Here is a 26,622-nt window from a genome sequence, read left to right on the forward strand (position 1 = left end):
GGCGGTCAGCAGCGGCGCGTGCGCATCGCCCAGACGATCGCGACGATCGGTATCACCAACGCCACCCAGGAGATCATGTCGCGAAGGCCGTCGCCGGTCAGCGCGCTGATCAGGCCGATGCAGCTGATCACGCCGATCGCCATGGGCACTGCAAAGATGGTGGTGAGCGACTGGGCACCGCGGCGTGGCGGCGCCGGGCGGACCGACGGATAGGCCTTCATGCGGCCGTCACCGGCACGGCGATGCCGCCGGTCTCCACCTCGCGCACCCGCGCGTCGAGCGAACTGCGCCGCTTGCCGAGCCACAGGTAGATCCCTGAGCCAAGGATCACGATCGTGACCAGATCGAGCAGCGCCCACAGGATCTTCATCGGCAGCCCGCCGTAATCGCCGAAATGGAGTGGCTGCGACACCAGCAGCGCCTGCACGTACCAGGGCATCGGCGCGATCGCGGTCAGCTTACCGGTGACGGCATCGACCAGCGCCGGGGTGAGCAGCCGCTTGGTCAGCGGCGTGGTGCCCTGGAGGAACACCGCATAATGATGCTTGCTGCTGTAGGTGGTGCCGGGGAAGGCAACGAATTGCGGCCGGTTGCCGGGCGCCGCCGCCTTGGCGGTATCCACCGCCGCCTGGATCGAACCGAGCTTGGCGGGGGCGATCGGCGGCAGGCCGGCATAAGCCGCGGTCATCCGCGCCAGATCATTGGCTTGCCATAGCTGGACGATCGGCGTCGCCAGCGTGTTGATCACCCCGGTGAGGCCGACGACGCTTGCCCACGCCAGCGCGACGACGCCGAGCAAATTGTGATAGTCGAGCCACTTCAGCCGCCGGCTGCGGGTGGTGCGCAGCGTGCCGAATTGCAGCTTGCGCATGAACGGCGCGTACAACACCACGCCCGAGACGATCGCGACGAAGAACAACAGGCCCATGAAGCCGAGGAACAGCAGGCCGGGCAGCCCCAGGAACATGTCGGTGTGGAGGCGCAGGATGAACGCCATCACCCCGCCACCGTTGTTGGCGGCGCCGACAGGCTTGCCGCTATAGGCGTCATAGCCGCGGAAGGTGTAGTCGGTGATCTTGTCCGGCGGGCTGGTGGTCACATAGACGACCGGCTTTTCCTCGTCGAAGCTGAGATATTGGCCGACGTCCTTGGGGCGATCCTTGAGCGCGGTGCGGACGATGCTGTCGAGCGACGCCGGCGGCCCGGCAGGCGCGGCGGACACGGCCGGCGCCGGCGAGGTCAGTTCGTCGATTTCCTCGGTGAAGATCAGCGGCAAGCCGGTGACGCACAGCATGAACAGGAACAGCGTACAGACGAGGCTGGTCCATTTGTGGACCAGATACCAGGCGCGGACGGTCGTGTTGGTCATTCCTGCGCTTGGCCGATCGTTGCGAGTGACTTTCAATAGCGTTGTTAGGTGAAGGGGATTGGCGTGGCAACCCCCGGGGATCGACAAGCGGTTACCGAGGAGACGGGGCAGGCGTCGACGCCCGCCCGCCGTCTCCCGGCTCAGGCTGACGTGACGGGGTAGATCAGCTGAGGGTGATGGCGAGCGAGCGCGCTGCGATGCCCTTGGCGGGCACCTGCATCACCAGTCCGCCGCCGGACGTCGGCTGGAGGCATTGGCGGTCGTTGCCGGCGGCCTGCAGCACCACGCTGTTGCTGCCCATCGATACCCGGCGGAACAGCTGGCTGCTGCTAGCGCCCGGCGCCACCAGCGTCACGCGACCCTGCGCATCCCAACCGAGCCGCGACTCGGGCCGCGTGATCGGCTGGATCGCGACCAGATCCGACGACGCGCCCGATGGCAGGAAGCGGAACTGGGTGGCGGCGAGCGGCCCGCTGCCGAGCTGCAGCGCGCGTTGCCGATGCACCACGAACTGGCCGACGTGCGCGGCGAACGACAGCCGATCGGGCAAGGGGCCGTTGCCGACGGGCACGCCGAAGTCCGGCGTGCCGTCGGCCTGATAATAGAGCCGCTGTACCCGGGTATGGCGGTTGGGGTCGAACAGCGGATCGCCCTTGATCGCGGCATAGTCGCGGCCATGGTAGACCAGCATGTCGCGGCCCTGCTCGTCGACGGTGAACGAATTGTGCCCGGGGCCATAGACGCCGGTTGCCGCCGAGGTGGTGAACACCGGCTGCGGCGATTTGGTCCAGCTGCTCGCCTGCATGATGTCGGCGTCGGCACGCGCGGTGAGCATGCCGAGGCAATAGCGCTGGTCGGTGGCGCTTGCCGAATAGGTCATGAACAGCCGGCCGTGGCGTTCGAGCACCGCCGGCGCCTCGTTGACCTTGAAGCCCTGGATCTCCCAGTCGAGTGTCGGCACCGACAGGCGCACCGCCTTGGCGGCCAGCGTCAGCGGCGTCTTGAGCGGGGCGAGATAAAGGTTCGAATTGGTCTCGATCCCCGGCTCGCGCTGCGCCCAGGCGAAATAGCGGGTGCCGCGGTGGACGAAGCTGGTCGAATCGAGGTTGAAGCTGTCCCACGGCGCCTGGAACTGGCCGAGCACGCGCCAAGTGCCGGTCATCGGATCGGGGCCGTCGCAGGCGACCGCCCAGGTGCGGATGCGGAACACGTCCTCGCCGCCGCCGCTCGGGCCGGCGGCGAAATACATGATCCAGCGATTGTCGACGAGATGGAGCTCGGGCGCCCAGATGAAGCCCGACAGCGGGCCGCTGGCGAGATGGCGCCACAGCACGCGCTCGTCGGCGGTGGCGAGGCCCGCCAGCGTCTTCGACCGGCGCAGCACCAGCCGGTCATATTCGGGCACCGAACCGGTGAGATAATAATAGCCGTCGGTATGGCGAAACACCTGCGCGTCGGCGCGCTGGCGGACCAGCGGGTTCTGCGGCACCGCGCCCGCCGGGGCAGCGGCGCGGGCCAGCGCCGGCGCGGCGCCGGCAAGGCCGATCCCGGCGAGGACGCCGCGGCGGCTCGGCGACCAGGGCGCGCTCAACGCACCGCCTCCGGCCAGCCGTCGCTTGTCCAGTTCAGCGGCGAGATGCGCAGCGTCGGGGCGCCGCGCGCGGCTTTGTCATAGGCGTGGTACACGATGTAATCCTTGCCGTCGGTGTCATGGAAGATGCCGGGATGGCCCGGGCCGCGGAAGCGCCCCTGCTCCTCGAGATCGGCGCGCAGAACGATCGTCCCCTCCCCATCCAGCAGCCGGCTGCCGTCCTTGCCCAGATAGGGCCCGTCGATCCGCGCGGCGCGGCCGACCACGGTATAATAGGTGCTGTTCACGCCCTTGCAGCAATAATCATAGCTCGCGAACAGATAGTAAAAGGCGCCGTGGCTGACGATGAACGGCGCCTCGACCGGGTTGGGGCCGCCGGCGGGCGCGTGGCGGCTGGCGAGCGACACCGGCTTCTCGCCGGGGTGGAGCAGCTTGCCGGTGACGGGATCGAGCGCGAACAGCTTGATCCCGGTCCAGAAGCTGCCGAGCGACAGCCAGTGGCGGCCGTCGCGATCAATGACGTGGTTGGCGTCGATCGCGTTGAAGTCGTCGCCGGGCCGCGACATCACTACCAGGCCCTCGTCGCGCCAGCCGAAGCCGGGCGCGGCGGGGTCGAGCGTCGGGCTGGTGGCGAGGCCGATCGCCGAGCGGTTCGAGCCGAAGGTCGAGACCGCATAATAGAGGTGCCAGCGGCCGCTCCAGAACGACAGGTCCGGCGCCCACATGTCCTTGGCGCCGGGGATCGCGGTCGTCGCCCAGCCGGGCAGCGCGGCGAACGGCTTGGCCGCCGCGGTCCAGTGGATCAGATCGGGCGAGGTCTTGACGTTGAGGCCGGTGCCGTAAACGTAATAGCGCCCCCTGTCCTTCGCCAGCACCGGATCGTGGGTGGGGACGAGGTCGCCGGTGATCACCGAGTTGATCGGCCCGGTGTCGGCGGGGCCGGATGACGGCGCCGGGGCCTGCGCCGGCGCGCTGCCGCCGCTCGCCAGCCATGCCGCCGCGAGCGCGGTGGCGAGATAGGTCCGAAGCGACATGCGCGTATCTCCCTGTGCAACAACGGGCGTGACGGCACCCCCGCCCCGCTCGTCGTGCAGGCTAGAACTTGAAGCGACCACCCACGGCGAAGGTGCGATCATAGGTGCGGGTATCGCGCGGGGTGCTCGAATAGAGGCCGGTGGTCTGGCTCAGCCCCTCGAAGCGATCATGATAGACGCGATCGGTGATGTTGGTCGCATCGAAGGTCAGCGTGATGTTCGAGGTCAGCGCGTAGCTGCCCGAGAAGTCGAGCTGGCCGGTCGGCTGCACGACGATGCTGCTCGCCTGCGAGCCGCCCGAGGTGTAGCTGTCGACGAAGCTTGAGCGCCAATTATAAGCGAGCCGCGCCGAGATGCCGTACTTCTCGTAGATGCCGACCACATTGTACGAATATTTGGAGACATTGACCAGCCGCTGCTGGCCACCGAAGATCGGATCCTCGGTGGTGCCAATGATATACGTGCCGTTGACCTGGGCACCGAAGCCGCTGAGCGCGCCGGGCAGGAAGTCGAAGAACTGCTGATAGGCTAGTTCGGTGCCGTAGAGCTTGCCCGAGCCGGTGTTGCGAGGCCGGCTGACCAGCGCCCGCTGGCCCTGATAGATTTCGTCGCCGGTATAGGTCTGAATGTAGCCGCTCAGATCCTTGTAGAAGCCGGCGGCGGTGATCGACGTCGAGCGTGCAGGATAATATTCGAGCGAGATGTCATAGGCTGTCGTCTTGATCGGCTGGAGATCGGGATTGCCGCCGCCGCCGGTGTAGACATAGTTCTGGTTACCGGTGGTGCCGGTGGTGGTGTAGCTGACCAGCGGGTTGAGCAATGCGAAGTCCGGCCGGGTCAGCGTCTTGGCGTAGGACAGGCGCAGCTGCAGCTTGTCGGTGAGTTCCACCTTCGCGTTCACGCTGGGCAGCACGTTGACGTAATTGGCCTTGCCCGACACGCCGGCGCCGACCAGATCCTCGACGGTGTTGACGACGCGGACGCCGCCGACGCCGCTCACCCGCAAGGTGCCGACATCGAAGCCATAGCCGACCTGGCCATAGAAGGCGTAGGTCTTCTCGGTATCGAAGAAGGCGAGGCTCGGGTCATAGGCCCGATCGCCCGCGGGCTGCGAGAACAGCGCGCGAATGGTATCGGTATTGTCGAGCAGATAGTCGGTATCGGCGAGCGCGAACTGCCCGATACCGGCGGCGCCCTTGACCAGATCGTTGGGCGACAGCGAGCTCAACCCGTCGACGCTGCTCAGCAGCACCGGATTGGTGATGCCGATGCCCTGCGACGCGGTCGCCTGCGAGGCCGCATGCCGGTTGGTGTAGCGGGCGCCGATCTTGAAGTTCGTCAGCAGCCCGCCGTCGAACGTGTACAGCAGGTCGCCACGCCACGCCCACTGCTTGCTGGTCGCGACGCTATGGTTGTCGAACAGAGTTCGCAGCGTGAAATTGGCCGGGTCGGTAATGTCGACCCCGCCGATATTGACCAGCGGCGTGCCCTTGTTGTCGAAGTTGATCCCGATCGTCGGTGCGTTGAACGAGGTGTCGAGGATGACGCTGCGGTTTGGCAGCTTCGAATAGTTATAAGTCACCTCGGTCGACAAGACCGCCGGCCCGGTGGTCCACTTGGTGCCGATATCGGCCTGGTAGGTATCCGTCTTGTCGGCATAAGCCTGCTTGCTGGTCAGCGTGTAGGCGTTGGTCGAGGTGGTGCCGCTGGCGAGTTCCGGGCTGTCGGGATAGGTGCCGGTCACGGTCGTCGTTTCGGCGGCCTTGGGCAGCCCGATGAAGAAGTTGACGTCGTGGGTGTTCTTGTAGCGCGTGAAGATGCCGTCGGCGTAGAATTCGAGATTGTCGGATGGCTTCCACTGCAGCGAGCCGTTGACCGCCAGCCGGCTGCGCTCGCCAAGCGCATAGGTACCGCCGACCGTGTCGGGGATCGCCGGCTGCCCCGCCGCGATCGGGTTGGAGACGAAATCGAACGCGGTATCGTCACGATATTGGCGGCGGTTGTACGACACGCCGACCAGTGCGCCGATCTCGCCGATGCCGGTGGTCCAGCGATCGCTCACCAGCCCGCTGCCAATATAGCCCCACTTCTTGGACTGGTCGCTGTACACCGCGCGACCGCCGCCCGCGATCTGCAGACCGTCGAAATCGAGGGGGCGGCGCAGGCGGACGTCGACCGTACCGGACAGGCCGCCTTCGACGATGTCGGGCGTGGTGGTCTTGTAGACGTCGACGCCAGCGATCAGTTCGGCCGGAATATCCTGCAGCGCGACGCCACGCGCCGTGCCGGTGAAGGCCTCGCGGCCGTTGATCAGGGTGGTGATGTTCGGCAGGCCGCGGATCAGCACCGTGCCGGCCTCGCCGGCACCGCGGGTCACCTGCACGCCGGTGACGCGTTGGAGCGCATCCGACACGGTATTGTCCGGCAATTTACCGATATCTTCGGCAACAATCGAGTCAACGATCTGGGTGGCGTTGCGCTTGAGCGCCTGTGCCGAGGCGAGGCTGCCGCGCACCCCGGTGACGACGATGTCGTCGCCGGTATCCTGGCTCTGCGCAGGGGCAGCGGCATCGGGTGCCGTCGGCGTGTCGGTGGTGGCCTGAGACTGTGGGGTCGTCGCCTGAGTCGCGCCCGAGCGGCCGGCGACGCTGCTGTTGACGTCCTGCGCCAGGGCGGGTGCCGCGACGGACGCGGTGATGGCGAACACTGATGCGGTCAGCACGGCACGATGCTTCAAGCGCATGATTATCCTCTCCGATGCTCCGCGGCATTGGCGCTCGCGGATTATTACTCGGACAATTGGCTAGGAGGCTCCTCCGTCAGTTGCAACCCGGTTTTGCGTGTGAATGGCAGGTGCTGGCCAGCTGTTGCCAATCCGCCACGCCCGACCGCACCGGTCGGCCTGCGCCCCCTCCACAACGACAAACCGCCCGCAAGCTCATGTCTGCGAGCGGTTGCCATCAAGGTCCGGAGGGCGGCGCCGGTCGTCAGGCGCGGCCGAAGTAGCCGATCAGTGGACGACTGGGTCCGGCAGCGCCTCGGTCACCCGGCTGCCCCACACGGCATAGAACAGCACGTAGAGCTCGCAGGCCGCGGTGAGCAGGAACGAGGTCTGCAGGCCATAGGTGTCGGCAAGCCAGCCCTGCACCACCACCAGCGATCCGCCGGCGATTGCCATGATCAGCAGGCCCGAGCCCTCTTCGGTGAGTGGCCCGAGGCCACGGATGCCGAGGGTGAAGATCGTCGGGAACATGATCGAGTGGAACAGCCCGACCGAGATCAGCGCCCACATTGCGACATGGCCCGAGGTGAAGGCGGCGATCAGCATCACCACCGCGGCGCCGATGCTGGCGACGGCGAGCACCCGGCCGGCCTCGACCTTCTGCATCACGAACGCGCCGACCAGCCGGCCGACCATCATGCCGCCCCACAGCAGGAACAGGTAATCCGACGCCTGCTGGTGGGTGAGATTGCCGATGTTGGGCTGCGACACGAAGTTGATGAAGAGGTTGCCGACGCCGATCTCGGCGATCAGGTAGATGAAGATCGCGGGGATACCGAACACCAGGTTGCGATGCTTCCACAGCGACTGGCCCTGGCGATCCGCCTTGGCCGAACGCTGGGTGGCGGCACCCATCGCGGGGAGCGGGAAGCGGGCGATCACCACCGCGAGCACGGCAAGCACCGCGGCGACGATCAGATAGGGCAGCACCACCGACTGGGCGTCGGCGAGCCGCTCCGCCGGAGTCAGCGCCGCAGCACCGGCCGCGGCCGTGCCCGAGGTCGTCCGCCCGAGGATCAGATAGCCGCCGAACAGCGGCGCAAGCGTGGCGCCGGCCGAGTTGAACGCCTGAACGAGGTTGAGCCGCGAGGATGCCGTCTCGGGCGTGCCGACCACCGCGACATAGGGGTTGGCGGCGACCTGGAGCAGGGTGATGCCGCTCGCGATCACGAACAGAGCGAACAGCGTCACCTCATAGGAGGGCAGCCGCGCCGCGGGGACCATGATCAACGCACCGACCGCCATCATCGCCAGGCCGATCACCATCGAGCGCTGATAGCCGACCCGCTCGATCAGCTTGGCCGAGGGGATCGAGGCGAAGAAATAGGCGATGAACCACACCGATTCGATCAGCGTCGTCTGCGTGTAGCTGAGGTTGAACACGCTGCGCAGGTGCGGCAGCAAGGTACCGTTGATGACGGTGATGAAGCCCCACATGAAGAAGAGGCTGGCGAGCAGGCTCAGCGCGGAGCGGTAGCTACCGCCCGCAGCGGCGGGATGAACCCCGCTCGGGGTACCGGCAGAGATGGGCGCGGGCATAAATCTCCTTCTCCTTGATGGGCATGGCGCGGGCGTTCGCATTGCCGGCGACACCACTTTACTTGCCCTATTTCTTTTTGTCGGACTATATGCCTGCACACGGCGCGTCAACGGCGCGCGACCGAGAGGAGAGGCTATGCGCGGGCTGGGCAAGACGGGGTTGATGATCGCCTTACTGGCGACGACGGCATGGGCGAACCCGGCGCTCGCCGCCGAGGCCAAGCGCGAATCCGCGGGCACGCTCAAGGACGGTACCGCAATCGAGGCCGTGACGCTGAGCAACGCCAAGGGCGTGTCGGCACGGATCATCAGCTTCGGCGCGACGCTGCAGAAATTGATGGTGCCCGATCGCGCCGGCAAGCTCGCGGACGTCGAGCTGGGCTATGACGACGTCCAGACCTATGCCGATGCGCCCAATTACTGGGGCGCCAGCGTCGGCCGCTATGCCAACCGCATCGCCGGCGGCAAGTTCACGCTCGACGGCAAGAGCTATCAGCTGCCGCTCAACGACAAGACCAACTCGCTGCACGGCGGCACCAAGGGCTTCGACCGGCAGAACTGGCGGATCGTCTCGGTCAAGAGCGGGCCCCAGGCAAGCGTCACCCTGGCGCTGACCAGCCCGGCGGGCGACCAGGGCTATCCCGGCACGCTGCAGGTGACCGCCACCTATGCGCTGAGCGAATCGGGCGACCTCACCATCGACTATGATGCCAAGACCGATGCGGCGACGGTGGTGAACCTCACCAACCACGCGATCTTCAACCTCGCCGGTGAAGGCGCGCCCGGTGGCATCCTCAACCACCGGCTGACGATCCCGGCGAGCCGCTACACCCCGGTCGATGCGGCGCTGATCCCGACCGGCGAGCTCAAGCCGGTCGCCGGCACGGTGTTCGACTTCACCCATGGCAAGGTCCTCGAAGAGGGCCTGCGCGACGGCACCGACCCGCAGATCGTGTTCGGCCGCGGCGTCGATCACAATTTCGCGCTCGATGCCGGCCAGACCAAGCAGCCCAAGCTCGCCGCGCGGCTTGAGGATCCGGCATCGGGCCGCGTGCTCGAGGTGTGGACCGACCAGCCGGGTGTGCAGGTCTATACCGGCAACTTCCTCGACGGCACCTATATTGGGAAGTCGAAGCATGTGTATCGGATGGGCGATGGCATCGCGCTCGAACCGCAGAAGTTTCCGGACACCCCCAACCAGCCGGCGTTCGGCTCCGCGCGCGTCGATCCGGCGCACCCCTATCACCACCGCATGATCTTCCGCCTGTCGACGACCGGCTGAACCGAGGAATCCCCATGACCACGCTTACCCCGACCAACAAGCTCCGCAGCCGCGCCTGGTTCGACAATCCCGACAACATCGACATGACGTCGCTGTACCTGGAGCGGTACCTCAACTTCGGGCTCAGCCTCGAGGAGCTGCGGTCGGGCCGCCCGATCATCGGCATCGCGCAGACCGGCTCGGACCTGTCGCCGTGCAACCGCCATCACCTGGTGCTGGCCGAGCGGATCCGCGAAGGCATCCGCGAGATGGGCGGAATCGCGCTCGAATTCCCGGTCCATCCGATCCAGGAAACCGGCAAGCGGCCGACGGCCGGGCTCGATCGCAACCTTGCCTATCTCGGCCTAGTCGAGCTGCTCTACGGCTATCCGCTCGACGGCGTCGTCCTCACCACCGGCTGCGACAAGACCACCCCGGCGCTGCTGATGGCGGCCGCGACGGTCAACATTCCCGCGATCGCGCTGTCGGTGGGGCCGATGCTCAATGGCTGGCACAAGGGCGAGCGGACCGGCTCGGGCACGATTGTCTGGAAGGGCCGGCAGATGCTCGCCGCGGGCGAGATCGACGACGAGGGCTTCATCAAGCTCGTCGCCTCCTCGGCGCCGTCGACCGGCTATTGCAACACCATGGGCACGGCGACGACGATGAACAGCCTGGCCGAAGCGCTCGGCATGATGCTGCCGGGCTCGGCGGCAATCCCCGCGCCGTATCGGGATCGCCAGGAAGTCGCCTATTTCACCGGCAAGCGCATCGTCGAGATGGTCGCCGAGGATCTCAAGCCCTCCGACATCATGACGCGCGAGGCGTTCCTCAACGCGATCGTCGTCAACTCGGCGATCGGCGGCTCGACCAACGCGCCGATCCACCTTGCCGCGATCGCGCGCCACGTCGGCGCCGAGCTCGAGCTGCAGGACTGGCAGACCCACGGCCACAAGGTGCCGCTGCTCGTCAACCTGCAGCCCGCCGGAGAGTATCTTGGCGAGGATTACTACCACGCCGGCGGTGTGCCCGCGGTGGTCGCCCAGCTGATGGAGCAGGGCCTGATCCACGAGGGCGCCATGACCGTTAACGGCAAGACGATGGGCGACAATTGCCGCGGCAAGACGATCGAGGACGAGCGTGTCATCCGCCGCTTCAGCGAGCCGCTGGTCGAGGACGCCGGGTTCCTGGTGCTCAAGGGCAATCTGTTCGACGCCGCGGTGATGAAGTCGAGCGTGATCGGCCCCGAGTTCCGCAACCGCTACCTGTCTAACCCCAACGATCCCGAGGCGTTCGAAGGGCCGGCCGTGGTGTTCGACGGGCCGGAGGATTACCATCACCGGATCGACGATCCCGCGCTCGGCATCACGCCGGAAACGCTGATGTTCATGCGTGGCGCCGGCCCGGTCGGCTATCCGGGCGCCGCCGAGGTCGTTAACATGCGCCCGCCGGCCTATCTGATCCGCGAGGGCGTCCATGCACTGCCGTGCATCGGCGACGGTCGCCAGTCGGGCACGTCGGGCAGCCCGTCGATCCTCAACGCCTCGCCCGAGGCGGCGGTCAACGGCGGCCTGGCGCTGCTCAAGACCGGTGATCGGGTGCGCATCGATCTCGGCCGCGGCACTGCCAACGTGCTGATCTCGGACGAGGAGCTGGCGCAGCGTCGTGCGACGCTGATGGAGCAGGGCGGCTTCAGCTACCCCGCCTCGCAGACCCCGTGGCAGGAAATCCAACGCGATCTGGTCGGCCAGCTCAACACCGGCGCGATCCTCGAGGGCGCCGAAAGCTACCAGCGTATCGCCCAGACCCGCGGCCTGCCGCGCGACAACCACTAGGACGACGTCCCCTCCCTGTTCCTGCCGTGGCGGGAACAGGGAGGCGCTTCCGGTGCTGGCCCGCGCGTCAGCCCTTTAACGACAGCTCGGTATCCTGCAGCGCCAGCCGCACCAGCTCGGTCATCGCCGCGCGGGCTCCCTCGACATCGCCATTGGCGATCGCCTCGTAGATCCGCTGGTGATCGGGCAGCGGGTCGCGCGGCAGCTTGCGCTTGCGCTGCTTGAAGATCGTCGTCCAGCTCACCGCCGCCGCGATCGAGCTCGACAGCGCGACCAGCGGCGCGTTGCGCGTCGCCTCGAGCACGACATGGTGGAACGACTGGTCGGCCGCGCGCCCCTCCTCGGTCGCTAGGCCGAAGCGCGCCATCTCGCCGAGCGCGTGCCCCATATGCGCGAGCTGCGCGCCGGTCCGCCGCTCGGCAGCGAGCGCCGCGGCGGCGGGCTCGACGATCAGCCTCAATTCGAACAAGTCGCGGATGAAGGCTTCGCTCGGCTCGGCCTCGAACGCCCAGGCGAGCACCTGCGGATCGAGCAGGTTCCAACGGCTGCGCTCGGACACCCTGGTGCCGGTCTTGGGCCGGCTCTCCACCAGCCCCTTAGCGGCGAGGATGCGGATCGCCTCGCGATAGGCGCTGCGCGACACCTTGAGCTGCTCGCTGAACTCGATCTCGCCCGACAGCGTCTCGCCCGGCAGATAGCGACCGGTGATGATCGCGACGCCGAGGTCATGGGCGATCGAGCCATGGATCCGCTTGGCGCCTTGCGGCCCCATCGGCAGCATGATGCGTTCCGGCGTATCCGCTCGCCCCACCCATTCTCTCCCAGTTAGCCCGACATCATGCGAAATGATCCGCGATGGCGCCAGACGTCAAACCCCTCGCCCGACGGTTTCGCTTGATCGCCGTGGCGCACCTTCGTACGACTATTGTCTGACAAGTCAAAGCAGGCAGCGAACGTCTGCGGGCAACAGGGAGGACGCGCATGTCACCGATCACCGGGACAACACGATTACGGCATCTCGCATCGGCGATCTCGCTTGGCGTGCTCGCGCTGTGCGGCGCGGCCAGCGCCCAGGTCGCGCCGACCGAGGCCACCATCACCGTTCATGCCGACCAGCCCGGCGCGCACATCAACCGCGAGGTGTTCACCCAGTTCGCCGAGCATCTCGGCCATGGCATCTACGAGGGAATCTGGGTCGGCCCGGGTTCGAGCATCCCTAACACCAAGGGGTATCGCACCGACGTGATCGACGCGCTGCGTGCGATCAAGGTGCCGGTGGTGCGCTGGCCGGGCGGCTGCTTCGCCGACGAATATCACTGGCGCGACGGCATCGGCGCGCGGGGCAAGCGCCCGGTCAAGGTCAACACCCATTGGGGCGGCGTGACCGAGCCCAACAGCTTCGGCACCCACGAATATATGGACTTCGTCGACCTGATCGGCGCCAAGCCGTATGTTTCGGGCAACGTCGGCGATGCGCCGCCGCGCGAGATGGCCGAGTGGATCGAGTACATGACCTCGCCGACCGGCTCGAGCCTTGCCAAGGAGCGCGCGGCGAACGGCCATCCCGCGCCCTGGGCGCTGCCCTATTTCGGCATCGGTAATGAGCTTTGGGGCTGCGGCGGCAACATGCGGCCTGAATTCGCCGCCGACGAGACGCGCCGCTACGCGACCTTCGTCAAGGCGCCCGCCAATACCAAGATCATGAAATTCGCCAGCGGCGCCAATGTCGACGATTATAATTGGACCGACACGATGATGCGCATCGCCGGCGACCGGATCGACGGGCTGACGCTGCATTATTACACCTTCCCGGGCAGTTGGGAGCACAAGGGATCGGCGACCGACTTCGACGAGGCGGGCTGGGCGAGCACGCTCAAGAACACGCTGAAGATGGAGGATCTTGTCACCCGCCACGCCGCGATCATGGATAAATATGATCCGGGCAAGCGGGTGTGGCTGGTGGTGGACGAGTGGGGCACCTGGTATGACCCGACGCCCGGCACCAACCCCGGCTTCCTGCGCCAGCAGAACACGCTGCGCGACGCGCTGGTGGCGGCGATCAACCTCAACATCTTCGCCCATCACGCCGACCGGGTGAAGATGACCGCGATCGCGCAGATGGTGAACGTGCTCCAGGCGATGATCCTCACCGATGGCAAGCGGATGGTGAAGACGCCGACCTACCATGTGTTCGACATGTATCTGCCGTGGCAGGATGCGACCTCAATCCCGATCGACATCAAATCGCCCTGGTACAACAAGGACGAGTGGACGATGCCGTCGGTCAGCGCCTCTGCGGTGCGCGATGTCGCTGGCCAGGTCCATGTCGGCCTCGCCAATCTCGATCCCAACAAGCCGGTCACGGTGTCGGCGCGGCTCGACGGCGTCACCGCGACGAGCGTCGGCGGGCGGGTGCTCACCGCGGGGGCGATGAACGCGCTCAACGACTTCGATCACCCCAATGCCCTGGTGCCGCAGCCGTTCACCGGCGCCAGCCTGGCGGAAGGCACGCTCAGCGTCACCCTGCCGCCGAAGTCGGTGGTGGTGCTCGACCTGAAGTGAGCGATGAGGGGAAGGGCACACCGCCCTTCCCCTTCGTCATGCTGAACTTGGTTCAGTATCCACGGCCAGACCATTCCGCTTGGCGCAGCGCCGTGTGATGAATCCTGAAACGAGTTCAGGGTGACGGTCACCCGTTGCAACAATCCGCATTGCGTCCCGGCGCCGCCCGGCGCACCTTCCGCTCACCACGACCGGAAGGACCCGCATGCCTCGCCTTGCTCCGCTCTCCTGCCTCACCGCCTTGGCGGCCGTGCTCGCCGCCACCGCCGCTGCCGCGCAGCAACCGAGCTTCAGCACCCAGCGGGTGAGCCAGGACGTCCAGACCCTCGCCAGCGATGCCTTCGAGGGCCGCGGCCCGGCAACGGCGGGCGAGACCAAGACGGTCGCCTATATCACAGCGCAGATGAAGGCCGCGGGGCTGCAGCCGGGTGGCACGCTCAAGGACGGCAAGCGCGGCTGGACGCAGGACGTGCCGCTGCTCAAGGCCGACATCACCGGCCCCACCGATCTGTCGCTGACGATCGGCAACACGGCGCGTGCCCTCACCCAGGGCAATGAGATCGCGGTGCGTGCCGCGCTCACCGGCCAGACCGAGGTCGCGATCGATCATGCGCCGCTGGTGTTCGTCGGCTATGGCGTGAAGGCGCCCGAGCGCCAGTGGGACGACTTCAAGGGTGTCGACCTCAAGGGCAAGATCATGGTCGTGCTCGTCAACGACCCCGATTTCGAGGGCGGCGAGGGCAATTTCGGCGGCAAGGCGATGACCTATTACGGCCGCTGGACCTACAAATATGAGGAAGCTGCGCGCCAGGGCGCGCTCGGCGTGCTCGTCGTCCATGAATATGAGCCGGCCTCTTATGGCTGGCCGACCGTCAAGAATTCCAACACCAACACGATGTTCGACATCGTTCGCAGCCGGCCGACCGACTCGCACGCCCAGTTGGAAGGCTGGATCCAGCGTGACCTCGCGGTCGATCTGTTCAAGGCAGCCGGCAGCGACTTTGCGGCGGCCAAGCAGGCCGCGCGCCGCCGCGACTTCAAGCCGATGACGCTCAACGCCAGCCTCAGCGCACATTATGCGGTCGCGGCCTCGACCATTGTCTCAAAGAACGTGCTCGGCCGGCTACCCGGCAAGACGCACCCGAACGAGACGGTGATCTATTCGGCGCATTGGGACCATCTCGGCGTCGGCCAGCCCGATGCCAAGGGCGACCGGATCTACAATGGCGCGCGCGACAATGCCTCGGGGATCGCGATGCTGATCGAGCTCGGCCGCGCCTATGCCAAAGCGCCGCGCACCGATCGCTCGACGGTGTTCCTCGCCGTCACCGCCGAGGAGAAGGGCCTGCTCGGCTCCGAATATTACGCAAACAACCCAGTCTATCCGCTCGCCACCACGGCGGGCGTGATCAACATGGATTCGACGATCGGCCCCGCCGCGGCGCATGATTTCACCATTTCGGGCACTGCGAAACTGGGGCTGCTCGACATGCTGATCGCCGACGGCCGCAAGCTCGGCCGCCGCTACACCCCCGATCCCCGCACCGAGGCCGGTGGCTTCTACCGCTCCGACCATTTCTCTTTCGCCAAGCAGGGCGTGCCCGCCTTTTCTTACGGCGCCGGCCGCGACCTGATCGACGGCGGGGTCGCACGCGGCCAGGCACTATCTGCCGCCTATACGCGCGATCGCTATCACCAGCCCGCCGACGAATGGAGCGCCGACTGGGACATGACGGCCGTCGTGCCCGATCTCACCCTGCTCTACGATGTCGGCCACGACCTCGCCGACGGGCGCGCCTGGCCCGAGTGGAGCGCGGATTCTGAGTTCAAGGCCAAGCGCGACGCCAGCGCCGCGCAACGCTGAGGCGCGGCCGCGTCTCCCCCCGTTCGTGCCGAGCCCGTCGAAGCAGCATGCGACCCATGCCCTCGACAGGCTCAGGGCGAAGGAGGGGTAGGTTGCGATGCCCCTGTCTGCTTACCCCAGCAGCACCTTGGTCCGACGCTCCACCACCTCTTCCATCACCGTCAGCGGCATCGCGCCGTCCTTCAGCACCTCGTGGAACCACTTGAGGTCGAACCGGCTGCCGAGCGCCGCCTGCGCCTTGGCGCGCGCACGGGTCCAGGCCATGTGGCCGACCTTGTACGAACAGGCCTGGCCGGGCTGGGTGCAGTAACGCTCCACCTCGCGCTGCGAACGCGCCTGGGCGAAGCCGGTGGTGTCGACCAGATATTGCGTCGCTTTCTCGCGGCTCCACTGCTTGGTGTGGATGCCGGTATCGATCACCAGCCGCGCAGCGCGGAACAGGAACGACTGGAGATAGCCTGCCCGCTCCAGTGGCGACAGATAGGCGCCGAGCTCGTCGGCGAGCTGCTCGGCATAGAGCGCCCAGCCCTCGGTATAGGCGCCGAAGAAGCCGACCTTGCGCAGCGTCGGAATATCGCGCGAGCCCTGCGCGATGCTGATCTGGAGGTGATGCCCCGGCACGCCTTCGTGATGGGTCAGCGAGGGCAGACTGTACTTGGGCCAGTCGCCGACATCCTTGAGGTTGATGAAGTAGATAGCGGGGCGCGACCCATCCAGCGCGGCGCGCTTGTAATAGCCGTTGGAAGCGCCGTCCTGAATCTCCACCGGCACCGCGCGGATCTCTAGCGGCGCGCTCGGCACGCTCGCAAAGGCCTGGGGCAGCTTGGCGTACATCCGCTTGATGCCGTCGTTGAGCGAGGCGATCAGCGCCACGCGACCGGCGGCAGTATCCGGAAACAGCTGGTCGGGGCTCTTGTTGAGCACGGTCAGCCGCTCGCCGACACTGCCTTGCTTCATCCCCTGGCTGCGCAGGATGGTGTCAAGCTCGGCGGTGATCGAGGCGACCTGCTCCAGCCCCATCCGGTGCACCTCGTCAGGCGTGTAGTTGGTGGTGGTCGCCTGGGCGAGCGCGGCGGCGTAGATCGCCTCGCCCTGCGGCAGGCGCCACACGCCGGCGCCGGGCTTGATCTTGCCGCGCAGCTCCTTGACCAGCGCGATCTGCCGGTCGAGCGCCGGATAGACGCGGGTCTCGACGATCTGCGCGGCCGGCGTCGCCCAATCGCCGGCGATCCCCCGGGCGGCGGCGCGGGTCACCAGCGAGCGCACCAGATTGCTCTCGGCGGCCGGCGTGGCGCGCAACCGCTGCATCTGGCCAAGGGTAAGATCGAGCGCGAAATCGGGCGCGATGATCCCGCGCGTCGCCTGGTCGCGCTGCACGACCGTATCCTGGTCGAGCACCGTGGCAAACGCGCCGAGCCGCGCCAGATAGGCGTCGGCGTCCGCCTTGGTGGCGATGACATGGGCGTCGTTGAGGAAATCGGGCACGCTGTAATAGGCGCCGCCCTGCTGGAAGATGCGATACGGCCGAATCACCGAATCGAGCCCGAACCGCTCGGGCGCGATCGTCTGCTGGCGCAGCGAATAGAGCACGATCTCGCGGTTGAGAGCCGCCGGCGCAGTGAGCCCCGCGGTGGGGAAGCGCTCGAGCTCGCCGAGCCAGCGCTTGGTCGCGGCGAGATCCTCCTGGCGGCCCTTGTCGGACGCATCGCTGAGCTTGCTCTTCGCCGCGGCGCGCGCGCCCTTGTCGAAGCCGAGCGAGGTGGCGAATTCGGGCGAGCGATCGATGCTGTCGTCGAAGATCCGGTCGAACAGCGCGTTGAGCCGGCCATCGGGACTCGAGGCGAGCGCCTGCGCCGCGCCCGGTGCCGCCCGCAGCCCCGCGATGACCGCGGCCGCGGTGGCCGAACCGATGAAGTTGCGCCGATCCATGTCATGTCCCCCGTGATGTCGAATGGGATCAGTCTGCCGCGAGGACTGCCGGAACGCCAGGCAAGAACTCAGGTCAGCTCCTCCAGCGGCTGCAGCCGGTCCCCACCCGCTACCGCCCGAAAGCGTTTGGCGCTCGCGGTTTGATACGGTTTGGCGAGGATCGTCGAGACGGTGCGGAAATCGCCTACCGCCTGCTCGGGCGTCAGCGTCAGCAGCAGGAAGCCTTTGCGATCCTGGTCGCAGAAGCGGACCTCGCCCTTGTTGGCATCGGCAATCAAGGTGCCGATCCCGGGCAGCAGCGAGCCATAGGACGGGCTGGTGATCGCGGTGCAGCCGAATTCGGCGGCGACCAGCTGGCCGGACTCGTCATGGAGGTCGTTCGCCCAGGCGGCATGGCTGTCCCCCGACAGCACGATCGGCCGCGATTTTGCCCGGCGGAACGCCGCGTAGAGCCGCTCGCGCGCCGCCGGATAGCCGTCCCAGCTATCGAAGTTGAACGGTAGCCCGGCGCGATAGGAGGCCGCCGCCGTGGCGATCCGGGTGCGATACGTCGGTGGCATCTTGGCGATGACGGCGGCGTAGCGGTCCGGGCCCAATTGGCGCTCGAGATCGGGGCCGGCGACCTTCGCCATCACCACCTGGTTGCCGAGCACCTGCCACGGTTTGCCGGCCGTGACCGAGGCCGCCATCGTCCGTTCCACCCAGGCAAGCTGCGCCGGCCCGAGCAGCTCGCGGCCCGGCTGCGCCCGTTCCGCCATCATCGGCGCATACTCCGCCGGTTCGATGCCTTCGCCCTTGGAGGCGACCTGCTGGCTGCGCGCGAGCAGCCGCGTCTCGACCATCACCAGCGTCGCCAGGTTGCCGAACTCGAAGCTGCGGTTGATCGCCTCCCAGGGCTGGCCGGGCTTGGGATCGCGGATCGGCATCCATTCGAAATAGGCCTGCATCGCCGCCGCCTTGCGCTTGTTCCAGTCGCCCTCGGTCTTGGGGTCGTGGTTCTCGGCGCCGTGCATCCAATCGTCATTGGCGACCTCGTGGTCGTCCCAGACGCAGATGAAGGCGGCGCGGGCGTGGGCGGCCTGCATGTCCATATCGCGCTTAACCTGGGCGTGGCGCAGCCGATAATCGGCGAGGCTGACGATTTCATGCGCGGGTTCGACGATCCGGCCGATCTTCTTGGCGATATCGGCGCCATAGCCGTCGGCGCCATATTCGTAAATGTAATCACCGAGGTGGAGCACGGCGTCGAGCCGCTCCAGCCGCGCGATCGCGTCATAGGCGTTGAACAGCCCACCGGCGTAGAGCTGGCACGACACCACCGCCATCACCACGTCCGCCACCGCGCCGCGCGGCAGAGTGCCAAACCGCCCGACCGGCGAGCGGGTGCCGTCCGCCGCCGCGAACCAATAGCTGTAATCGTGGCCTGGCTTCAGCCCGCCGACCTCCACCTTGGCGGTAAAGTCGCGCGCGCCGCGCGCCAGCGCCTTGCCGGTGCGGATCGGCGTGCCGCCGGTGAGTTCGGCGACATGCCAGCTGAGCGGCAGATCGCCGGCGAAGCCGGCATCGGCCGGCGTGGCGCGGGTCCACAGGATCGCCCCGGCTGCCGAGGGATCGCCGCTCGCCACGCCATGCGCGAAGCTGACCGCCTGGGCGTCGGCACCGATCGCCGCGGTCGCCGGCAGGCTCAAGGTGGCGCCCGCACCGATCAGGGTCAGAGCGTCGCGGCGATTGATTGGCATAAGGGTTTCCTGTGGCGGTTCACCGCCTGCTACCCTCGCCTGGCGACAGTTCCGTGGCAGTCCTGTCACGCAACATGACACGCATGTCATCTATCGTTCATGGTTCCGACGTTGAAACGTCACCGGCCCCGCTTAGTCCCCGCCGCAACAACGGGGGATTTCATGACGACGATTCTGACGCGGCTGCTGCTCGCGACGCTGGCGACCACCTGCTCGACGACCGCGCTGGCCCAGGCCACGGTGCAGCCGAGCGAACGCGACCAGGCGGCGATCGACGACAATGACATCATCGTCACCGCGCAGAAGCGCGAGCAGCGGATCGAGGACGTGCCGGTCACCGTCACCGCGCTCAGCGGCGCGCGGATGGCCGACATCGGCATTTCCGAACTCGACGAGGTCGCGCAGTTCATCCCCGGCCTCCAGGTCCAGGAGCAGAGCGCCAACAACCCAGGCTTCGTGATCCGCGGCATCACCTCGGATAACGGCTCGTCGCAGCAGGGCGCGCGCGTCACGCTCTACTACAACGGCATCGACATCAGCCGTTCGCGCGGCGCGTGGCAGGATCTCTACGATCTTGAGCGGATCGAGGTGGTTAAGGGCCCGCAGGCGACGCTGTTCGGCACCGCCGCGGCGGTCGGCGCGGTCAGCCTGATCTCGGCGCGGCCGGTGCCCGGCACCGCCGCCGGAGTCGACGCGTCCTACGGCAATTACAACCGCGCCCAGGTATCGGGCTTCATCAACGCCGGCAACGACGTGCTCGCCGGGCGCCTCGCGTTCGCCTACAAATATCGCGACGGCTATGTCCGCAACATCGCCGGCGATCCCAAGGTCCCGAACCAGAACCAGGGCGGCGTCGACCAGGACGATCTCAACGGCCAGGACCAGCGCGGCATCCGCGGCTCGCTGCGCTGGCGCCCCAGCCCCAGCCTCACCGCCGATCTGGTCCTCACCTATGACGGCCAGCGCAACCCCGGCACCGCGTTCAAGAGCCGCGCCTTCGCGCCCACCGGTGGCCAGACCGGCGACTATGGCTATGCCGAACTCTCCGGCTCGCCCTACAGCAACGCCGTGCTCGGCGCCCGCAAGCTGGGGCTCGACCGCAACGTCTATGACGCCAATCTGACGCTGAGCTGGGATATCGGCCCCGGGGTCACCTTCACCACCGTCAACGGCTATCGCCGCTTCGACGCGCTGGAGATCTTCGACGCCGACGGCGGCCCTGCCGCCTATCTCGAATTCGCCGAGGACGCGAAGGGCGATCAGTGGAGCCACGAGAGCCGCTTCGCCTTCGACGGCCCCACATATCGCGCGTCGTTCGGCTGGAACGCCTTCTTCGAAAACGGTTTCCAGCGCGTGCCCTTCGCCACCGAGGAAGGCACCTATCTCGCCTGCTCGGTCACCGCCGCCTATGCGCCGATCCGCACCGCGCTCAACGCCGCCGGCATTCCGACCGGCCCCGCTTGCGTCGCCGCCAACGGCACGGTCCCGGCAACCCGCGCCACCGCGGTGCTCAGCCGCGGCGCGCTGACCGCGGTGCCTTATCGGTCCGAGTTCACCAACTATGGCAACAACGATACCTATTCGGTGTTCGCCGACGCCACCTGGATCCCGGTGCCGCAGCTCGAGCTGACCGCCGGCGCGCGCGTGCTGATGGAGGATCGCCTATCGGGCTATTCGTCGATCCAGCCGAATTCGCAGCTGCTCGCCGCGCTCGGCATCCGCACCAGCCTGCTCGGAACCGCCAACACCAACGGCAACAAGTTCGTCGCCGAGAAGAGCTACACCGCGGTGCTGCCGCGCTTCAACGCGCTGTTCAAGCTGACCGACGCCGTCAACCTCTATGCCACGATCAGCAAGGGCCGCCGCTCGCCGGTGGTCCAGCTCACCGCGCAGGCGACGGCGTTCGGCGTCGGCCCGAACCTGCAGCAGGTGCCCGAGGAGAATGTCTGGAACTACGAGGGCGGCGTGAAGGGCCGGGTGGGGCCGTTCAGCGGCGCCGCTTCGGTGTTCTACCAGGTCTATGACGGCTTCCAGGTTTCGGTGACCCAGCCCAACGGCAGCGCGCTGACCCAGAGCGCCGGCTCGGCCAAGAACGTCGGCGTCGAGCTCGAGGGCAATCTCAAGCTCGCCGAGTATCTCTCGCTGTTCGGCAGCTTCGCCTATCTCGATGGCGGGATCGCACGCAATTCGAGCTTCACCTCGGCCTATGCCGGCGCCCGCTTCCGCCTCCAGCCCGATACCACCGCCGCCGGCGGCGCGATGCTGCGGCTACCGGTGGGGGCAGCGACAATCTATGCGACGCCATCGGTCACCTACCGCTCCAAGGTGTTCTTCGAGCTGCCCAACAGCGAGGCGATCAGCCAGGACGGCTATACGCTGGTCAACATCCGCGCCGGCCTCGAGTTCGCCGACGGCCGCTACAGCGTCGGCGGCTTCGCCCGCAACGTCACCAACAAGCGCTATCTGATCGACGCCGGCAACACCGGAGGCGGCTTCGGCGTGCCGACCTACATCGCCGGCGAACCGCGCTTCTACGGCGTCGAGCTCGGCGCCAAATTCTGATCAATCGGGCGGGTTCGCCCGCCCTCCTGTGCACTGCCGCGGCCATTGGGAGCCGCTTCTTCCGGGGGGATTACTCATGACGATCGACACGACGGGCATCGCCGGCGGTTATAGCGACGGCGACATCGACACCAATCCGAGCGCCAACCCGCACCTCAACGACCTGATCGCGACCCGCTATTCGCGCCGCCAGACGCTGATGGGCGGCCTTTCCGCGGCGACCGCGGCAGTGTTCGGCGGCATGCTGTTGACCGCCTGCGGCAATGACGATGACGGCTCCAGCCCGGTGCAGGTGACCGCCGGCACCAGCGGCAGCGCCGCCGCCGGCCGCGTCGTCACCCTCACCGGCTCGGCGATCGGCCAGGTTGACAGCGTCGCCTGGACCCAGACCTCGGGCCCCGCGGTCACGCTCACCGGTGCGACCACGACCACCGCGACCTTCGTCGTGCCGGGCGTCGCCGCCGGTACCGTGCTCGGCTTCCTGTTCACTGCCAACAGCGGCGGCAAGGCCACCACCGCGACCGCCACCATCACCGTCGGTGCCGCCTCGCTGGGCTTCACCGCGGTGGCCAAGAGCCTCGCCGACGCTGTCTCGGTGCCGGCGGGCTATGCCGTCACCGTGCTGTACCGCCTGGGCGATCCGATCGCGAGCGGGGTCGCCGCTTATGCCAATGACGGTAGCGACACGACCTTCTCCAAGCGTGCCGGCGATCATCATGACGGGATGAGCTATTTCGGCCTGTCCGCCGCCGGCGCGCCCGACGCCAACGGCAACACGCGCGGGCTGCTGGTGCTCAACCATGAGAACATTACCCAGCGCTATCTCCACCCCGCCGGGCCGACCACGGTGGCGGGCGCCCGCCCCGAGGCCGAGGCGCTGAAGGAGATGGAATGCCACGGCGTCTCGGTGATCGAGATCAACCGCGCCGCGGCGTGGAGCTACGCCCCAACCTCGTCATTCAACCGCCGGATCACACCGCTGACGCCGATGAGCTTCTCTGGCCCGGTGCGCGGCGATGCCAGCCTCAAGACCCGCTATTCGCCCGATGGCACCGCCGGCCGCGGCACCATCAACAATTGCGCCAACGGCACCATGCCGTGGAACACCTACCTCACCAACGAAGAGAATTGGGTGGGCTATTTCCGCCGCGACACCGGCGACGCGGCGCGGCGCGCGGCGACCGGCACGGTCGGCACCAAGGCGAATATCTCGCTGACGCGCTATGGCCGTAGCGAGGGCGGCGCCGGCAATTACGGCTGGTCCACCGTCACGCCCGCGGATGCGACCAGCACCGCTTATGCGCGCTGGAACATCACCGCCCAGGCGACCGCGCCAGCCGATGGCACGGGCGATTTCCGGAACGAGATCTTCCACTATGGCTGGGTGGTCGAGATCGATCCGTTCGATCCCGCCTCAACGCCGCGCAAGCGCACCGCGCTCGGCCGGATGAACCATGAGGGCTGCCAGGTCGGGCGCACCATCGCAGGCGTCCGCCCCGCCTTCTACATGGGCGACGACGCCCAAAACGAATATATCTACAAGTTCGTCTCCACCGCGGTGTGGGCGGCGGCGGATGCCACCAACGCCAATCGCCTCGCGATGGGCGACAAATATCTCGACGCCGGCACGCTCTATGTCGCCAAGCTCAACGCCGATGGCTCGGGCCAGTGGCTGCCGCTGGTGTTCGGCCAAGGTCCGCTGACCGCGGCCAATGCCACCTACCCGTTCGCCAGCCAGGCGGACGTGCTGATCAACGCCCGGCTCGCCGCCGACGTGCTTGGCGCCACCCGCATGGACCGGCCGGAATGGACCGCCGTCAACCCCGCGACCGGCGAGATGTATTGCACCCTCACCAACAACAGCTCGCGCACGGTGGCCAACACCGATGCCGCCAACCCGCGCGCCTATGTCGATCCCAAGACGCCGACCGGCTCGACCACCGGCAACGCCAACGGCCATGTCATCCGCCTGCGCGAAGCCGGCGACACCTCCGAGGCGACCAGCTTCACCTGGGACATCTACGCCTTCGGCGCCGGCAGCGACCTTGATGCCGCCAACATCAACCTGTCGGGCCTCGATGCGACCAACGACTTCTCCTCGCCCGACGGCCTGTGGTTCGGCCTGCCGAGCAACGCCTCGGGCACGATCACGCCGGTGATGTGGATCGAGACGGACGACGGCGCCTATACCGACGTCACCAACTGCATGCTGCTCGCGGCGATTCCCGGCACCGTCGGCGATGGCGGCACCAAGACCATCACCAACACGGTCGGCGCCGCTTCGGGGCAGGTGACCACCCGAATCGGCAAGGCGCCGGGCACCGCGCTGCGTCGCTTCCTGGTGGGCCCCAAGGAGTGCGAGATCACCGGCATCCATTCCACCCCCGATGGGCGCTCGCTGTTCGTCAATATCCAGCATCCGGGCGAGAATGGCGGCCCGGACAACATCACCAGCAGCTGGCCGGCCAATCAGGCCGGCGCCGTGACCACACCGGTGCGGCCGCGATCGGCGACGATCGTGATCACCAAGACGGATGGCGGAGTGGTCGGCCTCTAAGGAGGCGGTATCCGCTGCGACAAATTGCGACAATATTTCCTTGCCCCGCCCGGCAACCATGCCGGCGGGGCTTGGTTGTTGGGCCCGTCCCCTTCAACGAAGACAGGAAACGATCATGACCCGTTCCACGACCATCGGCTCGCTCTGCGCAGCGCTCGCGGCCACCATGCTGGTGTCGGCGCCGGTCGCCGCCCGCCCTCACCATGACAAGCGCCAGGTGTGCAAGGTCCAGAACCATCACGGCAAGCACGTCCGCACCTGCCGCTGGGTGCGCCGCTAAGCTGATCGGGGCTCCGAACGGATAGCCGCCCGGGGCCCGTCATGCGGCCTCAATGCGCCGCCGCGTCGTGGACGCCGATCCCCGTTTCCGAGCGCAGCCGCTGCTCGGGGTAGCCCGCCTTGTCGATTGCCGCGCGTGGCGAGGTGTCGAGCACCGAGATCAGCCAGATCGCGAGAAAGCCCGCGGGCACAGAGAACAGCGCCGGCGAGCTGTACGGAAAGATTGCGGCGTCGAACTTGAACACCGCCACCCAGATCACCGGTGACAGCACGGTGAGCGCGAACGCCGCGAGCAGGCCGATCGCGCCACCCCAGGCCGCCCCCCGCGTGGTGCAGCCCTTCCACAGCAGCGACATCACCAGCACCGGAAAATTGCCCGACGCCGCCAGCGCGAAGGCGAGGCTGACCATGAAGGCGACGTTCTGCTTCTGGAAGACGATGCCGAGCGTGATCGCGGCGATGCCGAGCAGCACGGTGGTGATCCGCGACACCTGCAGCTCCTTGGCGGGATCGGCGGCGCCCTTGCGGATCACGCTCGCGTAGATGTCGTGGCTGATCGCCGAGGCGGCGGACAGCGTGAGCCCGGCGACCACGGCAAGGATGGTCGCGAAGGCCACCGCCGAGATGAAGCCGAGGAACAGATTGCCGCCGATCGCATGGGCAAGGTGCATCACCGCCATGTTGTTGCCGCCGCGAAGGGCGCCTGCGGCATCGACATAGGCCGGGTTGAACGAGATCAGCACGATTGCGCCGAAGCCGAGGATAAAGGTGAGCGCGTAGAAATAGCCGATCCACACCGTCGCCCACAGGATCGACTTGCGCGCCTCGCGCGCGTCGGGGACGGTGAAGAAGCGCATCAGGATGTGCGGCAGGCCGGCGGTGCCGAGCATCAGCGCGAAGCCGAACGACAGCGCCGAGACGGGATCCTTGATGAACCCGCCCGGCCCCATGATCGCGCGGCCCTTGGTGGCGGCGTCGGCGGGCGACAGGCCGCTCTCCAGCGCCAGCCGCGTCTTGATCGCCACCGCGCGGGCGAACAGCGCCTCGAACGAGAAGCCGACGTGCGCCATCACCCCAATCACCAGGAAGGTGGCGCCGCACAGCAGCATCACCGCCTTGATGATCTGCACCCAGGAGGTCGCGCGCATGCCGCCGAACAGGACGTAGACCATCATCAGCCCGCCGACGACGGTGATCGCGTACAGATAGGGCAGCCCGAACAGCAGCTGGATCAACTGACCCGCGCCCACCATCTGCGCGATCAGGTAAAAGGACACCACCAGCAGCGTGCTGACCGCGGCGAAGCTGCGGACCGGCCCCTGGAGGAAGCGGTAGGAGGCGACGTCGGCGAAGGTGAAGCGGCCGAGGTTGCGGAGCTTTTCCGCGACCAAAAACAGCACGATCGGCCAGCCGACGAGGAAGCCGATCGCGTAGATCAGCCCGTCATAGCCGTCGTTGAAGATCTGCGAGGTGATGCCGAGGAACGACGCCGCCGAGCAATAGTCGCCCGCCATCGCCAGCCCGTTCTGGAAACCGGTGATGCCGCCGCCGGTGTAGAAATCGGACACGGTGCGCGTCCGCCGCGCCGCCGCGGCGGTGATCCACAAGGTGATCGCGACAAAGCCGGTGAACATCGCAATCGCGGTCCAGTTGGTCGGCTGGCGCTGAACGGCGCCGGCGATCGCGGCCTGGGCCCCGGTCGCCCAGCCGAGCAGCACC

Annotated in this window: 17 protein-coding genes; 7 read left to right on the forward strand and 10 right to left on the reverse strand. The window is 67.3% G+C overall.

Annotated elements, in window-relative coordinates; genetic code table 11:
- Nucleotides 1-5 precede the first annotated feature (5 nt).
- From OXR60_RS08390 to OXR60_RS08415, 6 genes are all read right to left on the reverse strand, one after another.
- Nucleotides 6-221, reverse strand: a complete 216-nt coding sequence (locus tag OXR60_RS08390; RefSeq protein WP_267395409.1) for a hypothetical protein — start codon at nucleotides 219-221, stop codon at nucleotides 6-8.
- Nucleotides 218-1,369, reverse strand: a complete 1,152-nt coding sequence (locus tag OXR60_RS08395; RefSeq protein WP_267395411.1) for a PepSY domain-containing protein — start codon at nucleotides 1,367-1,369, stop codon at nucleotides 218-220. The genes OXR60_RS08390 and OXR60_RS08395 overlap by 4 nt, the downstream gene beginning before the upstream one ends.
- Before the next feature lie 163 nt (nucleotides 1,370-1,532).
- Nucleotides 1,533-2,960 carry a glycoside hydrolase family 43 protein gene (locus tag OXR60_RS08400; RefSeq protein WP_267395413.1) on the reverse strand — a complete coding sequence of 476 codons (1,428 nt, stop codon included), beginning with the start codon at nucleotides 2,958-2,960 and terminating at the stop codon, nucleotides 1,533-1,535.
- Entirely contained in the window at nucleotides 2,957-3,994 is a 1,038-nt protein-coding gene (locus tag OXR60_RS08405) for an arabinan endo-1,5-alpha-L-arabinosidase (protein WP_267395414.1), read from the reverse strand. The genes OXR60_RS08400 and OXR60_RS08405 overlap by 4 nt, the downstream gene beginning before the upstream one ends.
- Nucleotides 3,995-4,055: 61 nt before the next feature.
- The gene (locus tag OXR60_RS08410) at nucleotides 4,056-6,737 is read right to left on the reverse strand and encodes a TonB-dependent receptor (RefSeq protein ID WP_267395415.1); all 2,682 of its coding nucleotides are present in this window, start codon (nucleotides 6,735-6,737) and stop codon (nucleotides 4,056-4,058) included.
- 267 nt (nucleotides 6,738-7,004) lie between these two features.
- Nucleotides 7,005-8,315 carry a sugar MFS transporter gene (locus tag OXR60_RS08415; RefSeq protein WP_267395416.1) on the reverse strand — a complete coding sequence of 437 codons (1,311 nt, stop codon included), beginning with the start codon at nucleotides 8,313-8,315 and terminating at the stop codon, nucleotides 7,005-7,007.
- Nucleotides 8,316-8,451: 136 nt separating this feature from the next.
- On the opposite strand from OXR60_RS08415, the gene OXR60_RS08420 reads away from it, so the two are divergent.
- Nucleotides 8,452-9,597 carry an aldose epimerase family protein gene (locus OXR60_RS08420; RefSeq protein WP_267395417.1) on the forward strand — a complete coding sequence of 382 codons (1,146 nt, stop codon included), beginning with the start codon at nucleotides 8,452-8,454 and terminating at the stop codon, nucleotides 9,595-9,597.
- Between the two features lie 14 nt (nucleotides 9,598-9,611).
- Nucleotides 9,612-11,411, forward strand: a complete 1,800-nt coding sequence (locus OXR60_RS08425) for an IlvD/Edd family dehydratase (protein WP_267395418.1) — start codon at nucleotides 9,612-9,614, stop codon at nucleotides 11,409-11,411.
- Between the two features lie 67 nt (nucleotides 11,412-11,478).
- Here the strand turns inward: OXR60_RS08425 and OXR60_RS08430 are convergent, their stop codons facing one another.
- Nucleotides 11,479-12,192 (reverse strand): FadR/GntR family transcriptional regulator, encoded by a 714-nt coding sequence (locus tag OXR60_RS08430; RefSeq protein ID WP_267395419.1) that lies wholly within the window; start codon nucleotides 12,190-12,192, stop codon nucleotides 11,479-11,481.
- Between the two features lie 200 nt (nucleotides 12,193-12,392).
- Here OXR60_RS08430 and OXR60_RS08435 point away from each other — a divergent pair, with 200 nt between their 5' ends.
- Nucleotides 12,393-13,973, forward strand: coding sequence for an alpha-L-arabinofuranosidase C-terminal domain-containing protein (locus OXR60_RS08435; RefSeq protein ID WP_267395420.1), 1,581 nt, complete (start codon nucleotides 12,393-12,395; stop codon nucleotides 13,971-13,973).
- Between the two features lie 205 nt (nucleotides 13,974-14,178).
- Nucleotides 14,179-15,837 (forward strand): M28 family metallopeptidase, encoded by a 1,659-nt coding sequence (locus tag OXR60_RS08440; RefSeq protein ID WP_267395421.1) that lies wholly within the window; start codon nucleotides 14,179-14,181, stop codon nucleotides 15,835-15,837.
- Nucleotides 15,838-15,948: 111 nt separating this feature from the next.
- On the opposite strand, the gene OXR60_RS08445 is transcribed toward OXR60_RS08440, so the two are convergent.
- Nucleotides 15,949-17,766, reverse strand: coding sequence for a DUF885 family protein (locus OXR60_RS08445; RefSeq protein ID WP_267395422.1), 1,818 nt, complete (start codon nucleotides 17,764-17,766; stop codon nucleotides 15,949-15,951).
- A gap of 68 nt (nucleotides 17,767-17,834) precedes the next feature.
- Nucleotides 17,835-19,505, reverse strand: a complete 1,671-nt coding sequence (locus tag OXR60_RS08450) for an alkaline phosphatase D family protein (protein WP_267395423.1) — start codon at nucleotides 19,503-19,505, stop codon at nucleotides 17,835-17,837.
- Between the two features lie 162 nt (nucleotides 19,506-19,667).
- Here OXR60_RS08450 and OXR60_RS08455 point away from each other — a divergent pair, with 162 nt between their 5' ends.
- The 3 genes from OXR60_RS08455 (at nucleotide 19,668) to OXR60_RS08465 (ending at nucleotide 24,904) form a co-directional block, all read left to right on the forward strand.
- Nucleotides 19,668-22,067 (forward strand): TonB-dependent receptor, encoded by a 2,400-nt coding sequence (locus tag OXR60_RS08455; protein ID WP_267395424.1) that lies wholly within the window; start codon nucleotides 19,668-19,670, stop codon nucleotides 22,065-22,067.
- A gap of 76 nt (nucleotides 22,068-22,143) precedes the next feature.
- A complete protein-coding gene (locus OXR60_RS08460; RefSeq protein ID WP_267395426.1) occupies nucleotides 22,144-24,624 on the forward strand; it encodes an alkaline phosphatase PhoX in 2,481 nt (826 codons plus the stop codon).
- A 115-nt stretch (nucleotides 24,625-24,739) separates the two neighbouring features.
- Nucleotides 24,740-24,904 (forward strand): hypothetical protein, encoded by a 165-nt coding sequence (locus OXR60_RS08465; protein WP_267395427.1) that lies wholly within the window; start codon nucleotides 24,740-24,742, stop codon nucleotides 24,902-24,904.
- Nucleotides 24,905-24,953: 49 nt separating this feature from the next.
- Here the strand turns inward: OXR60_RS08465 and OXR60_RS08470 are convergent, their stop codons facing one another.
- A complete protein-coding gene (locus OXR60_RS08470; protein ID WP_346015421.1) occupies nucleotides 24,954-26,621 on the reverse strand; it encodes a cation acetate symporter in 1,668 nt (555 codons plus the stop codon).
- Nucleotide 26,622 lies beyond the last annotated feature (1 nt).

This window comes from Sphingomonas sp. GC_Shp_5 (assembly GCF_026540855.1).
Taxonomy (GTDB): Bacteria; Pseudomonadota; Alphaproteobacteria; order Sphingomonadales; family Sphingomonadaceae; genus Sphingomonas.

Bases quoted from the DNA above. Each gene is read 5' to 3' on its own strand.
- OXR60_RS08460 (WP_267395426.1), top strand. From the start codon at position 22,144: ATGACGATCGACACGACGGGCATCGCCGGCGGTTATAGCGACGGCGAC.
- OXR60_RS08415 (WP_267395416.1), bottom strand. From the start codon at position 8,315: ATGCCCGCGCCCATCTCTGCCGGTACCCCGAGCGGGGTTCATCCCGCC.
- OXR60_RS08450 (WP_267395423.1), bottom strand. From the start codon at position 19,505: ATGCCAATCAATCGCCGCGACGCTCTGACCCTGATCGGTGCGGGCGCC.
- OXR60_RS08390 (WP_267395409.1), bottom strand. From the start codon at position 221: ATGAAGGCCTATCCGTCGGTCCGCCCGGCGCCGCCACGCCGCGGTGCC.
- OXR60_RS08410 (WP_267395415.1), bottom strand. From the start codon at position 6,737: ATGCGCTTGAAGCATCGTGCCGTGCTGACCGCATCAGTGTTCGCCATC.
- OXR60_RS08420 (WP_267395417.1), top strand. From the start codon at position 8,452: ATGCGCGGGCTGGGCAAGACGGGGTTGATGATCGCCTTACTGGCGACG.
- OXR60_RS08430 (WP_267395419.1), bottom strand. From the start codon at position 12,192: ATGCTGCCGATGGGGCCGCAAGGCGCCAAGCGGATCCATGGCTCGATC.
- OXR60_RS08395 (WP_267395411.1), bottom strand. From the start codon at position 1,369: ATGACCAACACGACCGTCCGCGCCTGGTATCTGGTCCACAAATGGACC.
- OXR60_RS08425 (WP_267395418.1), top strand. From the start codon at position 9,612: ATGACCACGCTTACCCCGACCAACAAGCTCCGCAGCCGCGCCTGGTTC.
- OXR60_RS08465 (WP_267395427.1), top strand. From the start codon at position 24,740: ATGACCCGTTCCACGACCATCGGCTCGCTCTGCGCAGCGCTCGCGGCC.
- OXR60_RS08435 (WP_267395420.1), top strand. From the start codon at position 12,393: ATGTCACCGATCACCGGGACAACACGATTACGGCATCTCGCATCGGCG.
- OXR60_RS08455 (WP_267395424.1), top strand. From the start codon at position 19,668: ATGACGACGATTCTGACGCGGCTGCTGCTCGCGACGCTGGCGACCACC.
- OXR60_RS08405 (WP_267395414.1), bottom strand. From the start codon at position 3,994: ATGTCGCTTCGGACCTATCTCGCCACCGCGCTCGCGGCGGCATGGCTG.
- OXR60_RS08445 (WP_267395422.1), bottom strand. From the start codon at position 17,766: ATGGATCGGCGCAACTTCATCGGTTCGGCCACCGCGGCCGCGGTCATC.
- OXR60_RS08440 (WP_267395421.1), top strand. From the start codon at position 14,179: ATGCCTCGCCTTGCTCCGCTCTCCTGCCTCACCGCCTTGGCGGCCGTG.